A 23483-nucleotide genomic window follows, 5' to 3' on the forward strand; every position below is an offset into this window, starting at 1 on the left:
ACAATGAAATCACTTTTTTTATGGGCCTTACTACTGACAGGCTTTACCACGTTTGCACAAAAAAAGCAGGATTTTCACACCTGGGCCGCTACGCCACCAATGGGATGGAACAGCTGGGATTGTTACGGTCCGACGGTAACGGAAGCCGAAGTGAAAGCGAACGCCGACTACATGGCTACTCACCTGAAACAGTACGGATGGAAGTACATTGTAGTGGACATTCGCTGGTATGTGGCTAATGACAAATCACATGGCTATAATGAGAAAGATCCTGATTACAATATTGACCAATATGGTCGCTTTCAACCGGCTATCAATCGTTTCCCATCTGCCGCAGGCGGAAAAGGATTTAAGCCACTGGCTGATTATCTGCATAGCAAGGGACTTAAATTTGGTATCCATATCATGCGGGGAGTACCGGTAGTGGCGGTTAACAGGAAACTGCCGGTCAAAGGCACTAATGTAACAGCTGCCGATATTTACAGTGACCAACACCAGTGTAAATGGCTGCATGATATGTACACCGTTGTTCCGGGCAAAACAGGCGCGCAGGAATATTACAATTCCCTGTTTGAGCTGTATGCTTCGTGGGGACTGGATTTCATCAAGATCGATGACCTCTCCGCGCCTATCTATTTCACAGAAGAAATCGAGATGATCAGGAAAGCTATTCAGCGTACCGGTCGTGAAATTGTATTAAGTACATCACCGGGAGAAACGCCGGTTGCACAGGCAGCGCACGTACAACAGCATGCTAATATGTGGCGTACGGTGGATGATTTCTGGGACAACTGGCCTCACCTGAAAGATCATTTTGAGGTATTTGATCGCTGGAATAAATGGCGTACAGCAGGCGCATGGCCTGATGGAGATATGTTACCACTGGGACGCATCGGTATCCGTGCAGAAAGAGGAGAACCACGCATGAGTGCATTTACAAAAGATGAGCAGTATACCCTGATGACACTCTGGACGATCTTCCGTTCACCGCTGATGTTCGGTGGTAATCTGCCGGACAATGATGCATTCACACTGTCGCTGATCACCAATAAAAATGTATTGCAGGTATTAAATAACAGTGCGAATAACCGCCCGCTTTTCAATAACAAAGAGCAGGCAGCGTGGACAGCCGATGTACCTGGAAAATCCGCTAAATACCTGGCAGTATTCAATAAAGCAGATAAGGATGCTGCCGCTGTTGCTGTTGATCTGACAACTATTGGTATTACGGGACAATATACTGTCACAGACCTCTGGACAGGAAAAGTGGTGGGGACATTCACAGGTAGCTTTGCACCGGAGATCCATCCGCATGGCGCAGGACTTTACAAGATCACTCCATAAAGAAAATGGCCTGTTATCAGGCCATTTTTTTATACTGGTTAGGGCTCATGCCCACTTCTTTTTTAAATAAACGGGAGAAATAAGGGAGATTCTCAAACCCCAGCAGGTAAGCGATTTCAGCCACACGCTGGTCTGCGGATCTCAGCAGATTCTTCGCTTGTGAGATCAGGTAAATGTGGATCAGTTCGATAGCCGTCTTACCTGTTTCCTGTTTCAGCAGGTCGCTCAGATAGCGGGGCGAAAGATGTAGTTGCTCCGCCATATAGTTGACCGTAGGCAATCCTTTATCTTCTATACTACCCTCCTTAAAATAATTGGCGAGTGTTTCGTTGAAGCGGGAAACAGTCTTTCCGGATAACGTTGCTCTGTTGATAAACTGGCGTTTGTAAAACCGCTGGGAATACTGCAGCATGGAACTGATATGTCCGAGGATGATGTTACGGCTGTATTCGTCCTGTGTGCCGTTATACTCTGTTTCTATTTTGTGATACAGCTCCCACATGATCTGCTCTTCGCGTGGCGACAAATGCAGCGCTTCATTGACCTCATAGTCGAAGAAGTGGTACTTTGTGATCTCTGCATACAGTGGATGTCCGTTCAGATAATCCTCATGCAGGAATAACAGAAAGCCATCTTCTTCAAATTCCAGTCCTTTCATTTCAATGATCTGGCGGGGGCTGCTGAAATACATGGAACCGCTCTGGTTGTCGTAGTTCGTCCGGCCGTATTTGAACACGCCGGCCTTCAGCTTTTTGAACCCGATCATATAGAAGTCACTGGTAAATTCCCGGTCACCGATCGTACAGGTTTTATCACAACGGGTGATGCTGAGCAAGGGGTTTTCCGGTAAGGGAAAATTGTTTGCCCGGTTCAGATCTGCGAGATGCCTGTAGTGTACCATATTATCAGATTATATACCGCAAAAGTAGTGGCTATATACCAGCATTATTTATACAAAAGTCGGTAAAAAAGGTACATATTGAGGAAGGGCCGTCTTTGATACGGTCCCTTCCTTTATTTACTTTATGCAGGTAACGGCTTTTCTGCCAGCTGATACCAGCTGGTTATTTTTCTTTGCATGAGTTGTTCTACCAGTACGACGGCCTGCTCAAAACGCTCTTCCCAGTCAGAACCGGTCACTTCTTCACAGGTAATGCCATATCTGTCCAGTACCCTGCGATGTGAGGCATCGAGCCTGTTACGGTCCCCTTCTCCCAGCCTGGTACCATCCTGCACGTAAGGTGCATCTGCATTCAGGTAGATATACAGATCGGCCCTGTTGCTTTCGAAGATATCCCTGTCTACAGACAGGGCTGTGTTGTAGGCAAACTCTGCATAGGAAAGCGTGATATGGATATTGGTGTCAACGATCACCAGTGGACTGTTAGCCGTTGCTGCGATGTCAATACGTCTGGCATGCTCGGTAGCGATATTATACAGATCGTTGATACTAAAATCATTTGAATCTGCGACAAGATCTCTGCCGGCTTCCATGACAGCCGTACCGTTGAAATGCGTGGCCAGTCTGCCGGTTAACGTTGTTTTCCCTGTTGATTCGGTACCGAGGAGCACCACTTTGGTTACCAGGGAGGATTTCACTGTATCCGGCAGGTATTGCCATGTTCCGGGCAGGTTGTTCCTGATCCTTGATGCAGATACCGGGTATTTGCGTTTATCCATATCAAAAGGGATATGGGTGATACCCATAAAGCCGGCCACCAGTTCGCCATAAGGCTCCGAAGTCACGATGAGTGAATGGTGCGGGAAGATGATCTTAAATTGAGCTGCCCATAACTCGGAAGCGAGGGCTGATGTTTCAGATGTATTGGGTAATATCCTTTCGTCATATTGATATACCAGTACTTTCACACGGGGTTCCTCACGGAATGTATGTTCCAGCCAGACCTGACGTACACGTGCCGGAAGCGTTTCCCGGTTACTGCAACAGATCAATACAGACAGTTCATCACAATTCGAGAGGGCAAACCTGATCATCGCTTCATGTCCCTTGTGAAAAGGCATAAATTTCCCAAAAACAAATCCTTTACGCATATTTCAGTTGTTTCCTCCATTGTAGCAGGCCAAAGGTGGCCAGCCCCAAAAATATTATATACTCTAATGATAAAAAATAAATCTCTTTAATAAGATACAGTACGATACTCACTATATCGACCACGATCCATAATACCCAGGTTTCCACACGTTTCTTTGCCAGCAGGAAAGTAGCCAGTATACTTGCCATCATCACAAAAGAATCTGCAAAGGGATACGTAGCCGGCAAAGGAAAATACCCGGGCATCCAGCGGTGGAACTGTTGTATAGTCACTCCCATGATAACAGTACCCGCGAATAAGACAACTGCATGGATACCGGTCATGTTACGCGTCATACGGGTTACCGGTAACGTTTCGGTTGTATGCCGCCAGTTGTACCAGCCGAAGATCGTCACAACGAGGAAAAAAACCTGAAGTAACATATCGGCATAGAGCTGTACCTGAAAGAACAGGACAAACAGGGCGATCTCATTAAAGATACCGGTTGGCCAGGTCAGTACATTCGCCCTGGATGCATAATACACGGATATCAGTCCGAAGACCGTGCCTATCAGTTCTATGTAGCTGACGTTGTATCCCAGTATACTAAAAGCGATGTGCTGTACATCAAAGAACGTCATCAGAAACTGTATTTAAATGCAACATACACATTACGCGGCGCCTGTACAAAGTATTTACGTGTACCATCCGCTTCTACATAACCATCGTTATAGTATTTAGCGCTGGTGATATTATTGACGAACAGTGTTAGCGTGCATCCACCAAGTATATATTGTGCTCTTGCATTCATCAGCGTGTAACTGTCGGCCATGGCTTCATTGGCAAAGTCGATATAGGCATGACGCTGATACCTTCCGGATACAGCGAGAACTGTACGTTTGTGCTGCCACGCAACTTCCTGGTTGAAGATCAGAGCGGGTGTCAGTATCGGTGTAAAAGTTGTTGTCTGCTCTTTAATACGACTGTGATTGAAGGCCGAATTATTTGTAAAGGTAAATGTCTTTAGCTGATAAGCCGCATGTAATTCGACACCGGCGCGATAACTACTCTTCACTTTATTGGTCAGCAGTAGTCCGTTCGGGCCTATCTGCCCGTTTAACACGATCTCATTATCAAAGTTCATGTAGTACCCGTTGAGGTCGAGCACCAGGTTATTCCTGCGGAAACGAATCCCCAGTTCATGGTCAGTAACCGATTCGGCATCCTGGTTATAGATCATGGCCTTACCGGTACTGTCGGCTGTGAGATCATCATTTCCGCCGAAAATATCATTACGTGTTGGTTCCCGGCTGGTACGACCGATACTGTAATACATTGTTACAGCGGATCCTGCGGTAAAGTTCACACCTGCCTTCGGATTCAGGAAGTGCCAGTCCATCTTTTCAAACGGCACACTGCCTTCATAGTCGAAGGTTGTATACCGGTATTGCAGGTCACCGTACAGATTAAATTTCCCGATGGCATATTCTATTTTGCTGAAAGCACTGATCTCGTTCTTATGGCCACGGTTCTGGTACAGTTCGCCCAGCCAGTTGTCAGTACCGGTATGCCTGCGGGTATACAGATTTCCATGTACGCCGGAGGTCCATTTGAAACGATCGCAGGTCAGGGCGTAGTTACTGAAAAAGCCACCGAAGTGTGACAGGAAACCATAGTTAAAGAGGTTACCATCGGGTTTCAATCCCAGGAAATTATTAAGATCGAAATCATACCCGCCTTTCAGATAGGTGTAATACAGGCTGGAAGTTATGGTCGCATGCGCAGTGGGCCGCCAGACATTTTGCAATTGTACCAGTCCCTGAAAGAAACGGTCTTTTTCATCGCGGGTATTGGCATTGGAGCGGCGATCCCTGGCGATCAGGGTATCGGCCACGGCCAGCCAGGCCATGCCATTTCGCTGATGCCCGGCCATGACATTCAGTTTCCAGGTACTTTTATCGTAATACAGTCCGCCGCTGACAAACACTGACTGCGAATTATTGAACGCATTGTATTTGTATCCATCCGTATAGACCTGTGAGGCCCTGACATACAATGACTTTCTGTTGCTGATGGCGCTCTGGTGTTCAGCAAATACCCGGAAACTATTATAAGCGCCATATCCGGCACCAATGGTGGTACTGGCGGTCTCTCCTGCTTCCGGACCAAACAACTGTACACTACCGGCGTAACTGGCAGCGCCGTTCTTGGAAGTACCAACACCACGTTGTATCTGCAGGCGGCTGACAGAATTGAGGATATCCGGGTAGTTGGAAAAGTAAGCGCCCTGGTCTTCCGGCTCGTTTAACGGCATACCGTCCAGCGTGGTATTGATACGTGTCTGGTCCATGCCTCTGAGCCGGTAGTAGGAATAGCCCTGCATATTACCGGCATCGGAATACACGGTGACACCCGGGGTTTCTGATAGTAGAAAAGAAGGCTCCTGGCCGGTATTCTTTTCGTCCAGTACCTTCATGTTGAGGTCCTGGTAGGTGACGGGCGTCTTGTTGCCAGCCTGATAGGTCACAATGACCTCCTTCAGCCTGCGGGTACTATCTTCATTATTTGTTGAAGTGGTCTGGGCATTGGCTAACAAAGACAACAACAATAGCGGTACGGTGGAGCGACTCACACGACTAAAAGATTCCATAGGATAAAAAATGTAATAATTACACAAATATATTAAGACGAGCCCGGAGATTGCTTAACATGTTCGTGTTAGTTAGGTAAATAGTTGATACACTGGGTTAAAATAATCACTAAATTTATTTCACAGACAAGTGACGCCTTTGTCGATGCTGCCTTTAACCTATAACTATGGCGTATTTTATCCCAACTGACGCGATATGAAAAGTGATACACCGCTCGTTAAAAAACTGGAACAAAATAGAAAATTCCTTTTAGGCTATCACCTTGCCTTTGAAACAACAAGCCAGCGCAAGAACTGGCGACACATTGTTATGCTTTGGTTCTCAGCTGCTTCTCAGGGTCACAAAAAAGCACAGTTCTATCTGGCCGCCTGTTACGACAACGGATGGGGCGTACAGAAAGACATCTCAGTGGCTTACAAATGGTACATGAAAGCTGCCTTACAGGGACATATGGAGTCTCAGTACAATGTAGGTTTCTTCTATCATTCGGGAGAAGTGGTAAAACAGGACGGTAAAAAAGCGGTGTACTGGTACCAGCTGGCTGCCGCCCAGGGCGATACTGAAGCGCAGCGTGACCTGGGTTTCTGTTATTTCTACGGACAGGGAACAGAAAAAGATGTGGCAAAAGCGATCTACTGGTACAAAAAAGCCGCTGGTAAAGATGACCCGAAGGCTTTGTATAACCTGGGGCTCTGCTATAAACATGGCGACGGCGTCGGCATCTCTCAGCGCTGGGCAAAGTATTATTTTGAAAAAGCCGCCAGGTTGGGAAATAATGCCGCATCCCTTCAGCTACGGGAGATCATGCGCTCCAGCCAGTTGTCCTAACTGCTACTTATTATCCGCCTGACAGGCCGTATAACGGCCAACACCGTGCCTCCGCCCGGTGCAGATGAAGCTGCCCCCGGCGAGGGTACCCCATGATTTTAACTGAAGAGGATCACGCCTCAAAAAAACAGGTTTCTACCGGATCGATCTATTATATTAGGGTAACGTTATTGTATCATCCGCAGACATTGATACCTGTTCTTTAATCAAGTTAAAACCATGAGATCTTTACTTACCCTTCTCCTCTCTGTGCTCCTGTTGCTACCTGGCATATCACGGGCACAGTCGACTAAGATCGTTACAAACCACGTCGGTTATGAATTCAGTAAACCCAAACATGCGGTATTGCTGGCCACTACCAGACTGACCGCTGGCAGTACAGCACTGGTAGACGCCAGTACCGGCCGGCAGGTATACACCTGTAAAACGGTATACAGCGGTCCGGTAGATCAATGGAAAAACTGGCTGTTCTGGACGATCGACTTCAGCGACTATACCACAGCAGGGACTTATTATCTCAAAACAAACATTGGCAGACAATCTGTCCAGTCCTATCCTTTCACCATCGGCAAAAATGTGCTGGAACAGTCCACCCTGTCTGATGTAATTTATTATTTCAAAGGACAGCGCTGTACAGGATTGTTTGACCAGGCGGACCGCCATCTGCAGCTGGCTAACCAGAATGGAGACCCCATTGACGCCCACGGCGGCTGGTATGATGCCAGCGGAGATTATGGCAAACATCTCTCACATTTATCCTTCTCCACCTATTTTAATCCACAGCAGGTATCGCTGACAGTATGGAGCCTGCTAAAAACATATGAGCTGCTAAAAGCCAAACCGGGTACTGACTACCGTCAATATACCAGGCGTATCCTGGACGAAGCACTGTATGGCGCCGACTATCTCGTACGGCTCAAAACACCCAACGGCTCTTTTTACCGTTCTGTATCGGCGCCTGGCCCGGGTAAACTGGCTAAAGACCGTGTGATACGTCCGGAGGATAAAGGCTATCGCATCAAACAATCCAAAGAACAATCCTTTGGTAGCGGCAGCGGTACCGGTGGAGCATCTAACAACTGGCGGAGCTATCAGTGCAGCTATCGCTCCGGCGCCGGACTCTCTGTCGCAGCACTGGCTATTGCCGCTACCTACGATACGGCCGGGGAATTCAGCAGTAAAGATTATCTGAAAGCCGCAGAAGATGCCTTTACCTTCCTGGAAAAGGAAAATGCACTGATGACCAATGATGGTAAGGAAAACATCGTAGATGATTACTGTGCACTCACCGCTGCGACAGAACTGTACAAAGCCACCCGTAAGGATAGTTATCTGCAGGCAGCCATTCAGCGGGCTAACCAGCTGAAAGCACGTCTTGTCAGCAATAACAAATACAAGCATTATCTCCGGGCCGATGATAAGGACAGACCATTCTTTCACCCTTCTGACGCCGGATTACCGATCGTGAGTCTGCTGTATTTCTATCCACTGGCACCTGCAGACTTACAGATAGCTTTGAAGACTGCTATCAAACAATACCTGCAATATGAACTGGCACTCACATCAGAAGTAAATAATCCGTTCGGTTACAGCCGCCAGTACACAGAAGACACTGCCGGTATCAGGAAAACCAGCTTCTTCTTCCCACATGGCAGTGAGGCCTCTCCATGGTGGCAGGGGGAAAACGCACGGCTTGGTTCACAGGCGACAGCTGCAAGGATGGCTGCACAGCTATTCCGTGATGATAAGCCGTTTCATGACAGTCTGGAGAACTTTGCACTGGATCAGCTGAACTGGATACTGGGGCTCAATCCGTTTGACGCCTGTATGCTACAGGGTACCGGACATAATAATCCGGCGTATGGATTCTTTGGAACATTTGAGTATACGAATGCACCCGGGGGCATTGTAAATGGAATCACTTCGGGCCTGGAAAACGAAAACGATATTGATTTCAATCTTCCTTATGCCGTCACGAAGAAGGACTACGACTGGCGGTGGGCGGAACAATGGTTACCGCATGCGGCGTGGTATTTACTCGCAATAAGCCAGTGAGAACCAGGAATAGTGAATGGTGCATCAGGAATTGGTTAGTCTGATAATAGTAGTTGTCCGACTCGCTAGTTAAGCCATAAAAATAGGGAGACCGGTATTACTACCAGTCTCCCTACTACGATCGGGAATTCCTGATTCCTGATTCTCTATTGCTGATTATTTAAACAGTTCTTCCAGTTTCGCATTCAGCGACTCTCCTCTCAGATCTTTACCGATCACCTTTCCATCAGGACCGATCAGGAAGCCAGCAGGAACACCGGATACACCATACAGGATACCCGCTTCATTACCCCAACCTTTCAGGTCAGATACGTGGATCCATGGGATACCGTCTTTTGCGATCGCATCTTCCCATTTCTTTTGATCGCTGTCCAGGGAAACACCCAGGATCTCAAAGCCTTTCTCTTTATACATTTCGTACTGCTTTTTCAGATTTGGGTTTTCTGCACGACATGGGCTGCACCAGCTTGCCCAGAACTCGAGCAATACAGTTTTACCTCTCAGGTCTTTCAGAGAAACCGGTTTACCGTCCACACCCTTCATGGTAAAGTCGGGTGCTTCAGCACCGGGAGCAGTCAGCTTCACAGATTTGATACGCTGATCCAGTTCCTTTCCTTTCTTGGAGGTGCGGTACTTTTCATTCAAAGCATTGTATACAGGAATGATGTCGTCCATGTCTCTCCTGGTATTTGTTACTTCTGATAATGCGATGAGTGCAAACACGGAATTAGGATGTTCCTTCGCAAACACCAGCTGGGCAGCATTCCTGTCAGCATGACGTTTACGGAAACGGCCGTCTACCTCTTTCATGAAGTTAGAGTCAGCACGTTGTTCAGGTGTACCGGCCGAAAACTCCGCATTGGCCCATTTGGTGATGGTCATCACAGTACCGCCGATCACTTTGTTGTAGGCGTCTTCTTCCGCGTGCACCTTGGAACCTTTGAAAACAGCGTTTGCCAGTGAGTCTTTAGAGGTAATGGTAAACTTCTCCGGACCGAAGTTAAAATAGATGGCATCACCGGTGTATACGGCTTTCATCTTTCCATCACCGTTATGCGCCAGCGCCATACGGCAGGTAGCGACGCCTTCCAGTTCGCCGGTAAAGGTGAAAGTACCATTGACAACATCAGCGGAATCTTCCTTACCCCCGTTGTTGAGGAGATCGGTCCAGTCGAAATACACCCTGGCAGGTGGATTGAGCTTGCCTATTTTACCGGTGATCGTAAATGTCTTTTTGGATTGGGCGTTTGCCAGCATAGGTAACAAGGCCGCAAAGAGCAAAAATGTTTTTTTCATGGTTGATAATTGGTAAGTGGTTGGTTGAGCGCTAATCTAACAAATGAAAATTACAAAGACTGTTAATAAATATTAAATGCGCTATATGCTTGTCTGCGTTCATTTTACAACAGTGACAAACGGGATTAGCCTATACAACGGGTATACTAAGGGCGCAAATTATTTATCCGGATACTTCTGCTGCAGATAAGATACCGATTGTTTAATCAGCTGTGCCAGCACATCAGGATCAACGTCTGATAACCTTTTGATATAGAGACACCCCTTGGCTGCCTTGTGTTTGCCTAACTTATTCAGGAGCGTGGAATTCTCAGCCAAGCCAGGCATCAGATACAGGCTGATATTTTGTTTACGGGGAGAGAAACCGACCAGGCAGGCATCGCCACTATGCCCACTGTCATAAACATAATGGTACTTTCCGAAGCCGACGATTGCAGGCCCCCACATTGTTGCTTTAAAACCGGAGGCCTTTTCCATGAGACGGACCAGTGCAAGGCAGTCCTGTCTGACCTGTTCATCGGTTACTGCTGACAGGAAATCATCCACTGACTGCCCGGTTGGTTTGGTTTTCTGTTCTGCCATAAAAGGGGATTGAGTATATCTACCTAAAGTTAGGTCAAATCAGCGTTCTTTCCCCCGGCTGCAGTAAGACCATCCGGTTACGGGTCAGGGGATCAGTCGCCAGTATTTGCAGCAGGGCAGCCGTCTGTTCCTTGAAATGTGTCCAGCCACTATGATGCACCGGAATGATCTTGTACGGGCGTAACGCTGCTGCCGTCTTTATGAGTCCTCTCCCGTCCATGGTGTATGCTCCGAAGCCTGACAGGTACCGGAACTGTACAGCGCCCAGGTTGAAAATACCAGTATCTATCTGGTAGCGCCGGCCTACTTCTTCCAGGCCGCTGAAATACACCGTGTCACCTGCGATGTAGATCACACCGTTTTGCTGCCCGTCGTATTCGATCACAAAGCCGGTTACCATACCGGATATAAACGCAGGGATCCAGCCAGGACGATGCTGGGCAGGGGTGGCAGTGATCCGCAGACCAGGCACTTTGTCAGTACGCACGGTATGCGTCTCCCAGGTCGCCAGACCTGTCACATTGTTCATTCTGCGGGCAGCGGCCGGCGTAGAAATGACGTACGGAAAGTTTGTGGTAAAGGCGCGGCCTTTATGATCGAGGTTGTCTTTGTGCTGGTCATGGCTCAGGAGAATGAGGTCAATATCTTTGAGTCCGTCAGCGGGCAGTGCCGGCTGTTGGGTTTTACGGGACACCGCGCCGAAACCATGGTAGTAAAGTCCACCGGGACCATCCAGTGTAGGGTCAGTCAGGATCTTAAAAGTACCTATTTCAAGCAGGATACAGGCGGTATCTATGTGGGTGATATGGATATCCATCAGCCGGAGAGTTATTGAGCCGTAAAGCTATCAATAAGGGGCGCAACCGGCAATGTAGAAACGGGGCATTTCCTTGTACATCTGTAAAAAAACAATTGCCCCTCTTTTGAGGGGCAATACACACAACACTATATAGGGATCACGGATAGGTCATTATTGTTCCAGCACGGTGAACTCAGCTCTACGGTTAGCCTGATGTTCAGCTTCCGGACAGGTCACGCCATTAGCACAACGGTTGACGAGTTTTGTTTCACCATAACCTTTTGCGGTGAGGCGGATCTTATCAATGCCTTTATGCAGGATGTAGTTCAGCGTAGAATTCGCACGACGCTGTGACAGTTTCAGGTTAGAGTTATCATCCCCACGACTGTCGGTGTGGAACGACATATCTACTTTCCAGGAAGGATGTGCCTTCAGTTCCGCGATCAGTTTATCCAGCTCCTTCGCTACGTCCGGACGGATATCCGCCTTACCCAGGTCGAAATAGATATTCTGCGCATTGAACTTACCCGTAAGGTCTATCTTACGTGCCGGCCCCACCCCTTTCGCAGGTACAGGATCTTTAGGCTTGCCCGGCACATTGTCAACTTCTATCTTTTCCAGATAGAGGTCGCGGTGTAATACGGCGGATTCGGTCAATCCCTTCGTAGTCACCGCAACTCCCATTTCTGGCTTGTAAAGGGCTTTCTGCCCGTCCAGCACATAGGCTGTTAAACTATCCAATGCAAAATGAAAATTACCTTCACTGTCTGTTGCCGCTTTGTACACGCGACCATTTTCTTTATTCGCCAGGGCGACTTCCGCATCTGCCAGTGGCTGACTGGTCTTTTTATTCAGTGCTTTACCCTCCAGACTGAATACCAGTATTTTCGCCGGTGTAAATCGGTACAGGTCATCACTACCTTTACCACCCGGCCTGTTGGAAGAGAAATAGATCGTATTGGTACCGTTATAGCTCGGTGCAAAGTCATCCTGTGCACTGTTCACCGGCGCACCCATGTTACGGGCTAACCAGGTACCTTTTTCTTTCACTGCGCGGAATATATCGAGACCGCCCATACCTGGACGACCGTCCGTAGAGAAATAAAGTACGCCGCTCTCATCGATCACAGGAGAACGTTCATTGCCTGCTGAGTTGATCTCAGGGCCCATGTTCACCGGTGCCTGCCACTGATCATTTGCATCCCGGGTACTGTAGTAGATATCGGTACCACCATTCCCTTTATCGCCGTAGTCGGCTACAAAGTAGAGTGTTTTACCATCAGCCGTAATGAACGGGTCACCCACGGAATAGTTGAATATTTCATTGAAAGGAACAGTTGGCAACTGTTTCCAGGCATGGCTGGCAGTATCCCATTGCTGTCCGCGGATCTCTACGTTCAGGGTATACGGTTGTTCCTTACCTAACAGGGATCCTTTCTTTTGTGCCAGTTCGGTCACTGCATAGTATAATGTTTCACCGTTAGCAGTATAGGAAGCGTCCGCACTGTGGTAATCGCCGTTCACGTCTCTTACCAGTGGTTTGGTGGTACCACTGTCCAGTCCATTACTTTCATACAGGTGCAGGTAACTATTACCAGTATAGCCATAGTACTTCCTTTTGATATTGCTGACGTTAAACAGCTTATCATGACGTACAGCGTCATACGGACGATCAGAAGCAAATACGATCTTTCCGTCACGGAAGGCGGTACTCCAGTCGGACCATTCACTGTTCAGCCCTTTGAGGTTTTCGAGGTCGCCTCTTACCGGTGCAGACAACCACTGTGCAGCGCTGTCACAACCTGCTCTCATACTTGCGGCAAGTTTGTCATCCGGTGTTTTGCCCAGGTAACCATTCAGTACTTCCCTGGCAGTGCTATACTGCTCAGTGTTCATCAGTACAGCTGCGTAGTACAGTTCGTCGGCCGCCGTATGCTCAGGCATCGCTACCAGCTTCCCGTACCAGGTAGCTGCTTCGGGATAGTCTTTCAGCAGGCGGTAACTGGTAGCCAGCCCACGGACAGCTGCTATGGACTCCTTCTTCTTAAATGCCTTTTGATATAATGGGATCGCTGCTGCGTAGTTATACAACATAGCCTGCTCATTCGCTTCCTTTATAACGTATTGCCCACTTGCCGTATGCAGCATTCCCGTTACCAGCAAGGTGCTCAACAGTGCAGGAAGGGTGTAGTGTTTCTTATTCATATGCTACTATGATATCTTTTTTGATAAGGGATACGATTAAAAATATCGTGGTGACAACATCCTTGCTTTAGGGTTGGCCCAGGTATAATTGATCGACACCTCATGCGTAGAAAAGCTGTTCGCGCCTGTTCCATTCGTAGTCTGATCGTATGCATAACCAATACGCAACTTCTCGTTGATGAAGAAGTCAACCATACCGGCAACAGCACCTGACTTACTGAGAGAATTACTGATCTTATCCTTGTTGAATACCGCAGTACGGTAGGAAGCACCGATCCAGAGTTTTTCATGGAACAACACAAAAGCATTCAGGTCAGCACTGGTAGGACCAGCGAAATCCTCTTTCACGAGAATGGAAGGCTTGAGGGATATATTCTCTGACAGCGGTACCAGGCAACCAACGGTATAAAACATATTTGGTTTCAGGGGCAGATATGTTCTCAGTTTGTCGGATTTCTGGAAAGAGCCGGAGATGATATTATCCGCAGATACGCCTGCATAGAAACGTTCGCTGTTATAGAAGATACCCACTCTTGCATCCGGCATCATGGAAGTGCCTTTCGCATTCATCAGCAGGGCATCATTCTGGGAGGCTGGATTCAGGGCTCTCAGGTTCAGCTGTTGCTGGATAAAACCCACACTCAGGCCGATAGCGAGGCGTTTATTCCCATCAGCATCCAGGGGTAAACGGTAAGCATATGTACCGTAAAGGGCAGTGTTCTTCTCAGCACCCAACTGGTCATTTACCAGCTGCAAACCAACACCCACGCGGCCATCATTCACGACGCCATCAACAGCAGCAGAAAATGTTTTCGGAGCACCGGGAAGACCTGCCCATTGCGTACGGTAGAACATATTGAGGTTCCACTGTTCTTTATAACCAGCATATGCAGGATTGATGTACAATCCATTGAACATATACTGACTGAATTGCGCGTCATGCTGCGCATGTGCCGATTGGAATGATAGGAAGAATAATATAGGTAAAATGATCTTGTAAAACTTGCTAGTCATAATCTCTTATTTACTGATTAAAGGGGAGATGGCAGCTTAATGACAAGACTGCCGGCAGGCGCCGGCAGCCTTGTGTTGCTGATTGTTATCGCAGCAGCATGATATAACCGTTGTAGGTATGCCACTGTCCATTGGCGTCCAGCCCCTTCAAAGTATAGTAATATGTACCTGCGTTCAGACCTTGTCCATCCCATTCACCCTGGTAGTTCTGCTTTCTGTAAAGCACGTTATTCCAGCGGTTGTAGATAACGATCTCGTTCTGCACGAATTTGTTCAGTCCTTTGATCACGAGCTTATCGTTGCTTCCGTCACCATTCGGAGTAATGACGTTTGGCACATTGATCTCATCCGGAACGATGTTCATATTTACAGTCGCCACATTACTCCAGCTGCCATGTTCATCCTGCACTCTGTACGTGAAGGAATCCGGACCGTTGTAACCTTGTTCAGGTGTGTATACCACTGTGCCATCCTCGTTAATGATAATAGTACCATGCGCAGGTTGCTGTACGATCTCTACCGATTTAGGATTCAGCGGAGTAGCCACATCACCTGGCTTGTCATTTTTAAGTACCGGGATAGTCACCGGATTATCAGCCCTTACATCACCATAGTCATCCTGGTCTGCCTCTGGTAAAGGTTCCGCAGCCACAGCCGGAGCTGTACAAGCGGCACATGTCGGCGCCGGATCACTGGTTTCGCTGCTCACATCTACTGTGTTCACCAGCGCTCCCTGGAACGTTTCAGGTGTTTTCACCACTACCTCATAAGTTACCACAGACTGGTCAGGCATCAGTGCGATCGTCTCATTCAGATCGCCTGTACCACTGGCATTTGGCAGTGTTACGGTACCATTGGTCACCGTAGCTGTCCAGGCAGCGATCGTAGTACCGGCAGGTGCCAGGTCTCTGATATTTACTTTGGTAGCTGGTGCAGGGCCATTGTTCTTAACCGTGATGAGGTAAACCACCTCATTACCAGCCACGAAGTGCTGCTGAGAAGGATCTTTCAGTTGTTTCGTCACTTCCAGATCGGCAGCCTCAATCGGCTTCAGTGCTGCAGTTGTGCTGGTATTGTTCGTCTGATCTTTATCTGTTGTCGTGCTGCTTACAGTAGCTGTATTTGAGATATCACCTCTGAAGTCAACAGGTACGGATACAGTCACGCTATACCGTACAGCCGTATTGGCTGACATGGTCACGATCGTTTCATCCAGATCACCGGTACCATTGCTATGAGGCAGTGTTACAGCACCGTTGGTCACGGTAGCGGTCCATGCGCTGATAGTGGTACCAGCAGGAGCGATATCTTTTACGTTTACGTGCTGAGCGGCTGACGGGCCCGCGTTGGTCACATCGATGGTGTATACAATTGTACGTCCTGGCACATATGCCTGTTCACTAGTGGTTTTAGCGATCTGAAGATCTGCTGCTGCCGTTACAGGAAGTGCAGGTGTCGTCGTGGTGTTATTAGTCGTTACCGGATCAGCGGTCTGACTGTTTGCAGTCGCTGTATTGCTGATCATAGCAGCACTATAGTTATCCGGCAACAGCACAGTAACATGATAGTCTACTACTGCACCAGCAGGCAGGCTGGTGATAACAGCATCCAGGTCACCGGTACCACTTACATCTTTCAGGTCGGCAGCACCATTTACGACAGTAGCCGTCCATACACCGATCGTAGTACCAGCAGGCGCCACATCTTTCACGTGTACAAGTGCAGCAGCGTCAGTACCATTGTTGGTAACTGTGATCACATATACCAGTGGTTTACCTGCGATCGTGCTGGTCTGTGTAGCATCCTCAAGTTTCTTCGTGATGGCTACATCAGCTTTCGCAGCATCAGTTAATGCAGGACTGGTGCTGGTGTTATTACCAGTTGACGAGTCAGGCGTTGTACTGCTCACAGTCGCTGTGTTGGTGAGGTTACCAGTATGATCAGCGTGTACCTGCACACCTACTTCATATCTGATCACGGCACCAGCGGGCAATACTGCGATGGTTTCATTGATATCAGTGTTACCGTTTCTGTTAGGCAGGGTTACCGTACCATTCAGAATGTTCACTCCCCAGTAGAAGATATTGGTACCAGCAGGCGCCACATCTTTCACGTTCACATTGCTGGCATCAGAAGGACCGTTGTTCTTTATAGTGATATAGTAGAATACCTGATCACCTGGTTTAAAGGTGGTCTGTGCGGCATCCTTCAGTGTCTTCATTACTTCTACATCAGCACTGATGGCAGGTATCAGTGTTTTGGTCGTGCTGGTATTATCCGCAGGATTTGCATCCGTTACGTCACTACCAACAACAGCGGTATTGCTGATACTACCTTTGAAAGAGGAAGGCGTTTCCAGTTTCAGGTCATATTTCACAACACTACCGGCAGACATGGTGTTGATCACCTCGTCCAGACCGAAGGCGCCGTTCATATGAGCAGGTGTTGCATTACCAGATACAACAGTGGCAGTCCAGGAACGGATCGTCGTACCAGCAGGTGCAACATCTTTCACTGTTACGTTCTGTGCATCACTCGGGCCGTTATTGGTGACAGTGATGGTATAGTCGATTGCTGTACCAGGCGTATAATTTGCCAGCGCAGCGTCGGCAGTTGCTTTAACCACAACCAGGTCTACCTGACGAGTCCCGGTAATAGGCGGCGTTGTGCTGCTGTTATTAGCCGGAACATTATCAATAGCAGTTGTTGTGGCAGATGCAGTGTTAGTTAAGTTACCGGTCACATTAGCATTTACATGTAATGTTACGGTATAGGTTACCGCGGCACCATTTGGCATCTTAGCGATAGTCTCATTCAGGTTGCCGGTACCATTGGCATTCGGCAGTGTCACAGTACCAGTTGTTACGCTGGCCGACCATGCAGAAATAGTTGTACCGGCAGGTGCGGCATCTTTTACATTGACATCAGCAGCATCACTCGGACCGTTATTGCTTACTTTGATAGTATACACCACATCCTTACCCGGTACATAAGTAGTAGCCGCAGTTGCTTTTACAACCTGGATATCTGCTTTAGCAACAGCAGGAATGCCTGGGGTGGTACTGGTATTGTTAGCAGGCGTGTTGTCAGTAGCATCGCTGCTGACAGTGGCTGTATTGCTTAGATTACCCGTAAAGCCGGATGGCGTAGCGATTGTAACTGTGTAAGTGACAACAGCACCATTTGGCACCTTCGCGATGGTCTGGTTGATATTACCCGTACCGGAAGTAGCTGGCAGGGTAACGGTACCGTTGGTAACGGCGGCAGACCAGGATTGGATGGAGGTACCGGTTGGTGCATTATCGATCACTTTTACATTTGCTGCATCACTTGGACCATTATTACTTACAGTGATCGTGTATGTTACATTTTCACCAGGAGCGAAGGTAGTAGCAGCAGTAGACTTCACTACAGACACATCCGCTTTAGGCGCCGGTGTGATACTGGTTGTAGTGCTGCTATTATTACCAGGTGTGTTATCAGTGGCATCACTGCTTGCGTTAGCAGTGTTACTCAGGCTACCAGTGAAGCCGGATGGTGTGGCTACAGTAACGGTGTATGTTACGACTGCGCCATTCGGCATATTCAAGATAGTCTGGCTGATATTACCAGTACCGGAAGTAGCTGGTAAAGTTACGGTACCATTTGTTACAGCCGCAGTCCAGGAGGTGATAGTGGTACCAGTTGGTGCATTATCAGTCACGACTACATTTGCTGCGTCACTTGGACCGTTATTGGTAACGGTGATCGTGTACGTTACATCTTCACCAGGAGCGAAGGTCGTCGCGGTTGTAGCTTTCACTACAGCAATATCTGCTTTAGGAGCAGCAGGGATGCCAGGTGTACTGCTGGTATTGTTACCAGGTGTATTATCCGTTGCATCGCTGGTGGCAGCAGCAGTATTACTCAGATTACCAGTGAAGCTGGATGGCGTAGCAATAGTAACCGTGTAAGTTACCAGTGCACCGCTACTGAGATTGGCGATCGTCTGGCTGATGTTACCAGTGCCGGCAGTAGCTGGCAATACTACAGTGCCGGTAGTGACGGCGGCAGTCCAGGACTTGATAGTGGTACCAGCTGGTGCATTATCAGTCACGACTACATTTGCTGCATCACTTGGGCCATTGTTGGCAACAGTAATAGTATACACCACATCTTCACCAGGCGCAAAGGAAGTTGCAGTAGTTGATTTTACTACAACAATATCCGCTTTGGATGCCGGTGTGATACCAGGCGTGGTACTGCTGTTATTAGCAGGTGCCGGATCAGTCGCATCACTGCTTGCGGAAGCGGTGTTGCTCAGGCTACCGGTGAAGCCGGAAGATGTAGCCACCGTAACAGTGTAAGTTACTACAGCAGCATTTGGCACGCTCGCGATAGTCTGATTGATATTGCCAGTACCGGAAGTAGCTGGTAAGGTTACGGTACCGGTGGTGACCGCAGCAGACCAGGACTTGATAGTCGTACCGGCTGGCGCGTTATCAGTCACGACTACATTGGCCGCATTACTTGGACCGTTATTCGTTACGGTAATAGTATATACCACATCTTCACCAGGTGCGAAGGTGGTCGCGGTAGTTGATTTTACTACAGCGATATCTGCTTTAGATGTCGGCGTGATGCCAGGTGTGGTGCTATTGTTATTAGCAGGTGTATTGTCAGTGGCATCGCTGCTTGCAGCAGCAGTGTTGCTCAGGCTACCGGTGAAGCTGGATGGTGTAGCTACAGTAACGGTGTATGTTACAACTGCACCATTCGGCATATTCAGGATAGTCTGGCTGATATTACCAGTACCGGAAGCTGCCGGTAAAGTAACTGAACCGGTTGTCACAGCGGCAGACCATGAAGTGATAGTTGTACCGGTTGGTGCGTTATCAGTCACGACTACGTTTGCTGCGTCACTTGGACCGTTATTGGTAACGGTGAAAGTATATACCACATCCTCACCCGACGCGAAGGTAGTCGCAGTAGTAGATTTTACCACAACGATATCCGCTTTAGGAGCCGGCGTTAAACTGGAGGTGCTGGTATTATTAGCTGTTACATTGTCCGTTACATCATTGGTTACCGTCGCAGTATTGCTCAGGTTACCAGTTGTATTGGCATAAGTCGTTACTACTATAGTATAAGTCACCTCTTCACCTGGAGCCAGGCTGGCAATGATCTCATCGATATTACCAGCACCGCTTACAGCAGGCAGGGTTACTGTACCTGTAGCAGTAGCCACCCATTCTTTAATAACGGTACCGGCAGGGGCGTTATTTACCAGGTGAACGTTTTTCGCATCACTTGGACCGTTATTCGTGATTTTAACCGTATAGGTATATTCTTCACCCGGTGTATAGGTGGTGCCGGTGGAAGTAGCAACTACTGCAACATCTGTTCTTGGCGCAGGGCTGATAGGTGTTGTAGTAGCAGTATTGTTGGCAGTATTATCATCCGTTGCAGTAGTGGTGACTGCAGCTGTGTTGCTGAGCGTACCTGTGAAGTTGGATGGCGTAGATACTGTTACGCTATAAACAGCCTGTCCACCATTTGGTAAACTGGCAATCGTCTGATCGATATTACCGCTACCGGACGTAGCAGGCAGAGTAATTGTCGCCGGATTGGCAACGGCCGTCCATGATTTAATAATAGTGCCCACGGGCGCATTATCCGTTACGTGCACAGCTGGCGCATCCCATGTGCCGTTGTTTGTCACCACGATAGTGTAGGTCACGTCTTCACCAGGAGCAAAAGAAGTAGCGGCAGTGCTTTTACTGATGGCTACATCTGCTCTTGGATTCGCAGCGATCGGTGTGGTGGTTGCAGTATTATTTGCAGGTGTATTATCTGTAGCGGGGCTGCTCGCAGACGCCGTATTGACGAGGTTACCGGAGAAAGTACCCGAAGTTCTTACGGTGACAGCATAAGTTACAGATGAACCGCTTGGCATGCTGGGAATGGTCTGATTAATCTGACCCAAACCACTATTTGCAGACAATGTCACGTTGCCCACCGTGCTTACAACGTTCCAGGCAACAATGGTGGTGTTGGTAGGCGCATTATCTATCCAATTCACATTCATCGCATCACTCGGACCGTTATTGCTAATGGTCACGGTATATACTACATCTTCACCAGGAGCTAAAGTAGTAACGGCCGTCGTCTTCGTTACCTGTATATCTGCTTCAGGAGCCGCGGTGATCGCCGGTGTTGTGCTGGTATTATCAGCAGGCGTGTGATCATCCGGAGAGCTTGCGCTGGCCGTGTTTTGCAGGTTACCGGTGAAGCCGGAAGGAATTGTTACCGTTACCGTGTAGGTAACCACCGCATTAGCCGGCAATGTAGCTATTGTTTGATCGATATTCCCGGTTCCACCTGCAGCAGGTAAAGTACCCGTACCGGTGGTGAAAGCAGCGGTCCATGCGGTAATTGTAGTACCGGCAGGTGCATTATCTGTAACATGCACACCTGTAGCGGGTGTAGGGGAGTTATTCGCTACTGTAAATGTATATGCCACTGTTCTACCAGGAACATAAGTGGTAGCAGTGGTTGTCTTGGTGACAACAACGTTCGCGCTTGGCAATGCTGTTACACTGGTGTTATATTTAATATTATTACAGGTCTCAGTCGTACCGCCGTTCTTACATTCGACATGCGGATCAGTGGGAGGTACGGATGCATCCGGGTTGGTTGCATCGGGGTCAGTTACGTCTTTCGGACGCATGATGCTACTCTCAAGATTGATAGCACCACTTGCAGTAGCCGTACCCGTAACTGTGAAGGTGATGATACAGCCATTAGGCATGTCCAGGAGTGCAGCATAGTTACCGGAAGCATCAACAGCAGGATTGACAACACTACCACAACCGGTGGAATATGTCACATTGGAGAGGCTGCCGATAGCGAAATTAGAAGGTGCCTTTATCGCAAAAGGCGCACCGGTCACATCACTGGGACCATTGTTGACAACAGTAACCGTATAGCTTACAGTTTGTCCTACGTACATCTGCGTGGTGCCTGGTACAGTAGTAGTGATACCCTGCACCGCCAGATCAGCCTGAACGATATTCAGTGAAGTATTCCTGGAAGCAATGTCACCCAGCACATAGGTCCAGGTATCCATTGTTCTGTTGTTACCGAAATTGGAGCCCCATTTATGGCCATTTGTGTTACTGGATAGACCTGTTCCTTCGTTACCATTAATAAGCGGATTACTGGCAGTAGCATCAACAGTGAAAGTAGAATCCGCCCAGTATACGATGTCTGATTCCACAGTCACATTATCAGTTGCCATCTGCTCAATGATCAGACCATTAAAGTTGTCTTCCACATCGATAAAAGGAAAGTGGATCTCAGAACCCTGTAACTGTACATTAGCCGTAACATTGGCAGTACCTAATGAAGGCGACACATTGGCGCCGTCCTTGCCATCCCAGAAAACACTGTTAGGGCCAGCGAGTGCTGTACCCGTCATTTTTCTGGTCACAAATGACCCTGTACCCTGTAACGTAATACGATACGTTCCGGTTGTATTGGCGTTAAAAGTGATATAGGCACCTTTACGGCTTACCTGTCCGGAAGTTCCTTCCACGCCGTCCACAGCAATGTTGGAGATCGTAGGTACGACTCTTGCCGGATTCAGCCAGACTGTTTTTCCGCCTGCCATGGGTGCCGTCGCTGGCATTGTTTTATCAGGCGCCTGGTAAAACATTTTCTGCGTTACACTGATCGTACCATCATCTTTTCTCGGGTCCCAGGTGTAAACATTCGTACCCAGGTTGATACCATCGACACTTTTATATAATGGCAGGTCACTATCAGCGCCTGATTTAGTCAGACCTCTGTTATTGACAAAACCAACGAAACCAAGTCCATTGGAGCCGTTGTTATTTACTTTAAAAACATAACCATCTTTTGTAAGTACCCATAGCTTACCACGGTAATCACCATACTGCACGTACATGTTCAGTACGTTGGTATAGACCCTGCCGGGCTTTATTACACCACCACTGGTCCTGACAGTGATATCCCATGCACAGATCGCACTACTGGAGGGAGATTGGGTCCAGGCGGCGTCTGCCTGCCAGTTGGCGCCTACCCCTTCCTGAAGGTTATTGGCGGGGCTTGTAGAGAGCAGTTCTACTTTCCACAAACCTGTCTGACCGGCTCCGACCACACGGGTGAAAGGCGTATAACCTGATCCCGACCAGGGACCAGCCAGCTCCTGTGTCCTGTTGGCAATGTTGCCCACCGTTGCCGATCCTGTTGTGGAAGAATACACGGTACCATCAGGTGCCGTAAAAATGATCTGCCCTGAGCCAATTCCCTGGGCACTACTGGCGGCAGCAAGCGTCTCACCTGCAAGCATATATGCATAGTGGACACCTGTGGTGGTAAGGGGCCATCCGCCTTTGGTTGCGCTGGACGAGACGAGGCATGCGCGCCCGCCTCCTGCACCGGCCGGATACAAATCCTTTGATCCTTCGGCATGGCTTTTCTGTGTGGTGAATAAGCCAGAAAGGAGTAACAAAAAGGCAAATTTTGCTTTGTAAAATTTATCCATCTGTATTGAATAAGTGAATCAATATCTCCGCCGGCTGTCTCCGTACGGAAATAGTTTTCCTATCAGGAACATCAGGTCCCTGCAAGTATGTAGAATTGTGTTGCGATAATAACGGCATGTACAGGCAC

13 protein-coding genes are annotated in these 23483 nt (G+C 48.3%); 3 read left to right on the forward strand and 10 right to left on the reverse strand.

Annotated features, from left to right (window positions below; genetic code table 11):
• The first annotated feature begins 3 nt into the window (after window positions 1–3).
• The gene (locus GWR21_RS09050) at window positions 4–1344 is read left to right on the forward strand and encodes a glycoside hydrolase family 27 protein (protein WP_162331423.1); all 1341 of its coding nucleotides are present in this window, start codon (window positions 4–6) and stop codon (window positions 1342–1344) included.
• A 16-nt stretch (window positions 1345–1360) separates the two neighbouring features.
• Here the strand turns inward: GWR21_RS09050 and GWR21_RS09055 are convergent, their stop codons facing one another.
• The 4 genes from GWR21_RS09055 to GWR21_RS09070 form a co-directional block, all read right to left on the reverse strand.
• On the reverse strand, window positions 1361–2245 hold the full coding sequence (locus tag GWR21_RS09055) for a helix-turn-helix domain-containing protein (RefSeq protein ID WP_162331424.1): 885 nt from the start codon (window positions 2243–2245) through the stop codon (window positions 1361–1363).
• Window positions 2246–2367: 122 nt separating this feature from the next.
• Entirely contained in the window at window positions 2368–3396 is a 1029-nt protein-coding gene (locus GWR21_RS09060; RefSeq protein WP_162331425.1) for an AAA family ATPase, read from the reverse strand.
• Entirely contained in the window at window positions 3389–4018 is a 630-nt protein-coding gene (gene pnuC, locus GWR21_RS09065) for a nicotinamide riboside transporter PnuC (protein ID WP_162331426.1), read from the reverse strand. Before pnuC ends, GWR21_RS09060 begins: the two co-directional genes overlap by 8 nt.
• Entirely contained in the window at window positions 4018–6027 is a 2010-nt protein-coding gene (locus GWR21_RS09070; RefSeq protein ID WP_162331427.1) for a TonB-dependent receptor, read from the reverse strand. The genes pnuC and GWR21_RS09070 overlap by 1 nt, the downstream gene beginning before the upstream one ends.
• A gap of 196 nt (window positions 6028–6223) precedes the next feature.
• Here GWR21_RS09070 and GWR21_RS09075 point away from each other — a divergent pair, with 196 nt between their 5' ends.
• Window positions 6224–6856, forward strand: coding sequence for a tetratricopeptide repeat protein (locus GWR21_RS09075; RefSeq protein WP_162331428.1), 633 nt, complete (start codon window positions 6224–6226; stop codon window positions 6854–6856).
• A gap of 219 nt (window positions 6857–7075) precedes the next feature.
• On the forward strand, window positions 7076–8911 hold the full coding sequence (locus tag GWR21_RS09080) for a glycoside hydrolase family 9 protein (protein WP_162331429.1): 1836 nt from the start codon (window positions 7076–7078) through the stop codon (window positions 8909–8911).
• A gap of 156 nt (window positions 8912–9067) precedes the next feature.
• On the opposite strand, the gene GWR21_RS31760 is transcribed toward GWR21_RS09080, so the two are convergent.
• From GWR21_RS31760 to GWR21_RS09110, 6 genes are all read right to left on the reverse strand, one after another.
• Window positions 9068–10207, reverse strand: a complete 1140-nt coding sequence (locus GWR21_RS31760) for a TlpA disulfide reductase family protein (protein WP_162331430.1) — start codon at window positions 10205–10207, stop codon at window positions 9068–9070.
• A gap of 159 nt (window positions 10208–10366) precedes the next feature.
• Window positions 10367–10789 carry a DUF1801 domain-containing protein gene (locus tag GWR21_RS09090; RefSeq protein WP_162331431.1) on the reverse strand — a complete coding sequence of 141 codons (423 nt, stop codon included), beginning with the start codon at window positions 10787–10789 and terminating at the stop codon, window positions 10367–10369.
• A gap of 34 nt (window positions 10790–10823) precedes the next feature.
• Window positions 10824–11606, reverse strand: a complete 783-nt coding sequence (locus GWR21_RS09095) for an MBL fold metallo-hydrolase (protein WP_162331432.1) — start codon at window positions 11604–11606, stop codon at window positions 10824–10826.
• 153 nt (window positions 11607–11759) lie between these two features.
• Entirely contained in the window at window positions 11760–13793 is a 2034-nt protein-coding gene (locus tag GWR21_RS09100) for an OmpA family protein (protein WP_162331433.1), read from the reverse strand.
• A 36-nt stretch (window positions 13794–13829) separates the two neighbouring features.
• Window positions 13830–14807, reverse strand: coding sequence for a PorP/SprF family type IX secretion system membrane protein (locus GWR21_RS09105; RefSeq protein ID WP_162331434.1), 978 nt, complete (start codon window positions 14805–14807; stop codon window positions 13830–13832).
• Between the two features lie 85 nt (window positions 14808–14892).
• A complete protein-coding gene (locus GWR21_RS09110) occupies window positions 14893–23355 on the reverse strand; it encodes a DUF7933 domain-containing protein (protein WP_162331435.1) in 8463 nt (2820 codons plus the stop codon).
• Window positions 23356–23483 lie beyond the last annotated feature (128 nt).

This window comes from Chitinophaga agri, from assembly GCF_010093065.1.
In the GTDB taxonomy this organism is placed as follows: domain Bacteria; phylum Bacteroidota; class Bacteroidia; order Chitinophagales; family Chitinophagaceae; genus Chitinophaga; species Chitinophaga agri.